Raw genomic sequence first — 4,192 nt, forward strand, 5'->3', positions numbered from 1 at the left:
CCCATCACTGCCGCACATCGCGTGGTCAACATGGCCCGCATCAACCGATGCCTCATGCGGCCAACGCCAACGCATCAAGGTTGTTGGCGCGCACGTAGTTTGTCATGACTGGGCTCCCTCATTGATTTCAATTCGGGCAGTCTAGCCAGACGCCCCCTTCAAGGCACTCCTCCTGTGGAGGGGGTTTTGACCCAGCGCTACGACTTCAGCAAGGCCAGAAACTCGTCCGAGTCAAAGCCGTTTTTCATGGGCTTGCCCTTGACCATCAGGAAAGGCACGCCCACGCCGCCCAGCTCCTGCAGCCTGCGTTCGCAGTCCATGCTGGTTTGCGCATCGCATTCGGTGAAGGCAAAGCCGTTCTGCGTCAGCCAGCCCTTGGCTTGCGCGCAATAGGGGCAGGTCGTGGTGGTGTAGATGATCACATCGCCCGACTTGACCGAGGCCGCCAAAGCCTGCACATCGCCTGACGAAAACTGCTCGGCGTCATGGCCTTGCAAGCGGTGCTTGGCCGACACTTGCCACCCCATCCAGGCACCATAGGCCAACACCGCCACGGCCACCCATTTGCCCCAAGCGAACGGGCTTGGCTGCCGAGCCACGAACACCTCGGTGCGCACGGGTTGGTCACGCAATCCATCGGACACCTTGGCATAAGCCACGCCGCAAGCGGGGCATTGCCAATCGGGGGCCAGCGCTCCGGGCTGGCGAACATGGTGGCACTTGGGGCAGCTCTGCGTCATGCCATTCATGGGGTGGTTGGATCAATGCCCACTCTGCCTGAAATCGCGCCGCCCGCGTCACCAGAATATGCATTGTTGCAGTGCACAATGCGCATTCATCAGCAGAAGGGACCGGACCATGCGCTACGTTGTATTCAACCAAAAAGGTGGTGTCGGCAAATCCACCATCACCTGCAACCTGGCGGCCATCAGCGCGAGCCAAGGGCTGCGCACACTCGTCATCGACCTGGACCCCCAAGGCAACTCCACGCACTACCTGATGGGCGATTCGTTGGAGGATGGCACGGCCAACCTGGCCGAGTTCTTCGACCAAACGCTGAAGTTCAGCGCCCGCCCCAAGAACACCGCTGACTTCGTGGTGGCCACCCAGTGGGACAACCTGGACCTGATGCCCTCTAGCCCCGAACTGGAAGAGCTGCAAAGCAAGCTGGAGTCGCGGCACAAAATCTACAAACTGCGCGATGCCCTGGCCGAGCTGGACGAAGCCTACGACCGTGTCTACATCGACACCCCGCCCGCCTTGAACTTCTACACGCGCTCGGCATTGATCGCCGCGCAAGGCTGCCTGATCCCTTTTGACTGCGACGATTTCTCGCGCCGGGCGCTGTACTCGCTTCTGGAGAACGTGCAAGAGATCCAGGCCGACCACAACAGCGACCTGAAAGTCGACGGCATCGTGGTCAACCAGTTCCAGCCGCGCGCCAACCTGCCGCAAAAGCTGGTTCAAGAGCTGATCGACGAAGGCCTGCCAGTGCTGCAACCCTACCTGAGCGCCTCGGTGCGCATCCGCGAATCGCACCAGCAGGCCAAGCCCATGATCCACCTGGATCCGCGCCACAAACTGACCCAGGATTTCGTGGCCCTGCACGACAGTTTGCGCAGCAACTGACTGCACCCCTTTAACGCGGGGCGGTAAATACACCAATCGAATTTGGACAACATCGACGGTATGTTTGGCAACAGTTTCACTTCGCCAACCAAAAAGTCGATCATGACCCACACCACACACTCCAAATTCTCGCGTCTGCTGCAGGTTTCGCTGGGTGTCAGCGCACTGGCCCTGTCGCTGGCAGCCGGTGCTCAGTCTTATGTGCACGGCCCGGATCCCACCACGGCCGCGCTGGAAACCACCGGCCCCTACGCCGTCTCCAACACCAAGATTGCGGCGCCCAGCGGTTACGGCGGCGGCACGGTGTACTACCCCACCACCAACACGGAAGGCGCCTTCGCCGTGGTGTCGGTCACCCCTGGTTTCACTGAGAAGCAATCGGCCATCAATTGGTTGGGGCCTCTGCTGGCCTCGCATGGCTTCGTGGTGGTCACCATTGACACCAAGACCGCCCTGGACGCGCCATCCAGCCGTGCCAAGCAAATGATCGCCGCCCTCAAGCAAGTCTCTGGGCTCAGCGCCAACAGCACCAGCCCGTTTGCAGGCCGCGTTGATGGCACCCGCCAAGCCGTGATGGGCCACTCCATGGGTGGCGGCGGTTCGCTCGACGCCGCACGTGACAACCCCACCCTGAAGGCCTCCATCCCCATGGCCCCCTGGGAAACCGTCAAAAATTACTCGACGATGACCGTCCCGACCCTGATCGTGTCTTGTGAGAGCGACACCATTGCCCCCGTCGCCAGTCACGCCAACAAGTTCTATGACAGCTTCACACCCACGCTGAACAAGGCCTTGCTGGAAATGAAGGGCGTGGGCCACTCGTGCACTAACAGCACCACCAGCGCGGCGCTGAAGGCGGTGATCGGCAAGTACAGCATCTCGTGGCTCAAGCGCTTCGCCGACAACGACAACCGCTACAGCGATTTCCTGTGCGGTGCGTCCCATCAAGCTGACGTGTCAGGCTCGCTGATCTCCACCTACAAGGAAAACTGCCCTTACTGAGCAGCAGCTTACTGAGCTGGCGTTTGTAGTCGCAGCCTGCGGGCTGCTTCTTCATCCTTGGCGTCGTCGATCTCGCGCAGCACGCTGTCCAGGTCGACGACTTTTTCATTTCTGGCGAACTGGCCGGTGAGTTTTACCTCCGGGTGCAGGCCACCAGCTTCGTACAAAGCCCAGATTTCGCGACCGTAGTCGGTCGTTAGCAGTTCGGGCGCGTATTGCCCGAAATACTGCCGCAGGTTGGCCACATCGCGCTCCAGCATGCCGGGCGCGTGGTTGTTGCCGGCAGCGTCCACCGCCTGGGGCAGGTCGATGATGACTGGGCCATCAGCGCTCACCAGGATGTTGAACTCCGACAAGTCACCGTGGACCACGCCCGCGCACAGCATGCGCACCACTTCCACGATCAGGGTCTGGTGATACTGGCGAGCCAGCTCAGGCTCGAAGGACAGATCGTTGAGGCGCGGCGCCGCATCGCCATCGGCCCCCGTCACCAACTCCATCAGCAAAACGCCTTCGTGGAAGTTGTAGGGCTTGGGCACGCGCACGCCCGCGCCGGCCAGGCGGTACAGGGCGTCGACTTCGGCGTTTTGCCACGCGGCCTCTTGCGCCTCGCGGCCATAGCGCGTACCTTTGGCCATGGCGCGCGCCTGGCGGCTGTTTTTGGTCTTGCGGTTCTCGGTGTAGTCCACCGCCTGGCGAAAACTGCGTTTGTTGGCTTCTTTGTAGACCTTGGCACAGCGGATGTCGTCGCCGCAACGCACCACGAAAACCATGGCCTCTTTGCCGCTCATCAGCTGGCGAACCACCCCATCGATCAAGCCATCTTCAATCAGCGGTTCCAGTCTTTTGGGGATTTTCATGGTGCGCATTGTGCGCCGCCCGGATGCGACGACAATCCTGGTCCAGAACTTATCCGTGCAACAACACCCAATTTGTCATGTCCCGATATCAGGTTCGCTCCGCCATTCCCCGCGATGCCATGGCCATTGCCGACATTTACGCCGCCGCCGTGCAGGCCTCCTACAAGGACTTGGTGCCTGACGAACTGCTGAGCAGCCTGTTCGCCAACAAGCGCCAGGGCTACTGGCGCGAAGCCATCGAAATGGGCGAGCCGCAGATCCAGGTGGCGCATGAGGGCGAGCAAGTGGTCGGCTTTGTCGGTTACGACCGCTCGCGCGACCCCAAAACCCCGTCCACCATGGGCGAGATCTGGCAGATCTACGTCACCCCCACGATGTGGTCCACCGGCGCAGGCCTGGCCCTGTGGGACGCCGCCCGCGACGGCCTCGAAGACGAAGGCTGTACCCACGTCTCGCTGTGGCTGCCCTTGCGCAATGAACGCGCGATGAACTTCCACGAAGTGGCCGGCTTCAAGCGCGAAATGAACACCGCCAAGACGGTGGACACGGGTGGCGTGAAGATCGAGACGATCCGCCTGGCGCGGGCCATCGGCTGAGCCGGGATCAGGGTTCGGCTGGAGGTCAACCGATCTCCAGCATCTCCATGACCTCGTCTGCCCAAACCGCCAGTTCATCGGCCGAGATCTGGAGCCACTCCAACG

5 protein-coding genes are annotated in these 4,192 nt (G+C 61.5%); 3 read left to right on the plus strand and 2 right to left on the minus strand.

Going from position 1 to position 4,192, the window contains the following annotated elements:
- Window positions 1-197 precede the first annotated feature (197 nt).
- A complete protein-coding gene (locus H7225_RS14815) occupies window positions 198-749 on the minus strand; it encodes a glutaredoxin family protein (RefSeq protein WP_290663156.1) in 552 nt (183 codons plus the stop codon).
- 109 nt (window positions 750-858) lie between these two features.
- Between H7225_RS14815 and H7225_RS14820 the strand changes: the two genes are divergently transcribed.
- Both H7225_RS14820 and H7225_RS14825 read left to right on the plus strand, forming a co-directional pair.
- The gene (locus H7225_RS14820) at window positions 859-1,629 is read left to right on the plus strand and encodes a ParA family protein (RefSeq protein WP_290663157.1); all 771 of its coding nucleotides are present in this window, start codon (window positions 859-861) and stop codon (window positions 1,627-1,629) included.
- 102 nt (window positions 1,630-1,731) lie between these two features.
- On the plus strand, window positions 1,732-2,631 hold the full coding sequence (locus tag H7225_RS14825) for an alpha/beta hydrolase (RefSeq protein ID WP_290663158.1): 900 nt from the start codon (window positions 1,732-1,734) through the stop codon (window positions 2,629-2,631).
- Between the two features lie 8 nt (window positions 2,632-2,639).
- Here the strand turns inward: H7225_RS14825 and H7225_RS14830 are convergent, their stop codons facing one another.
- The gene (locus H7225_RS14830) at window positions 2,640-3,491 is read right to left on the minus strand and encodes a PA4780 family RIO1-like protein kinase (protein WP_290663159.1); all 852 of its coding nucleotides are present in this window, start codon (window positions 3,489-3,491) and stop codon (window positions 2,640-2,642) included.
- A 77-nt stretch (window positions 3,492-3,568) separates the two neighbouring features.
- On the opposite strand from H7225_RS14830, the gene H7225_RS14835 reads away from it, so the two are divergent.
- Window positions 3,569-4,087 carry a GNAT family N-acetyltransferase gene (locus tag H7225_RS14835; RefSeq protein ID WP_290663160.1) on the plus strand — a complete coding sequence of 173 codons (519 nt, stop codon included), beginning with the start codon at window positions 3,569-3,571 and terminating at the stop codon, window positions 4,085-4,087.
- Window positions 4,088-4,192 lie beyond the last annotated feature (105 nt).

This window comes from Aquabacterium sp., assembly GCF_014378415.1.
Lineage (GTDB): Bacteria > Pseudomonadota > Gammaproteobacteria > Burkholderiales > Burkholderiaceae_C > Aquabacterium.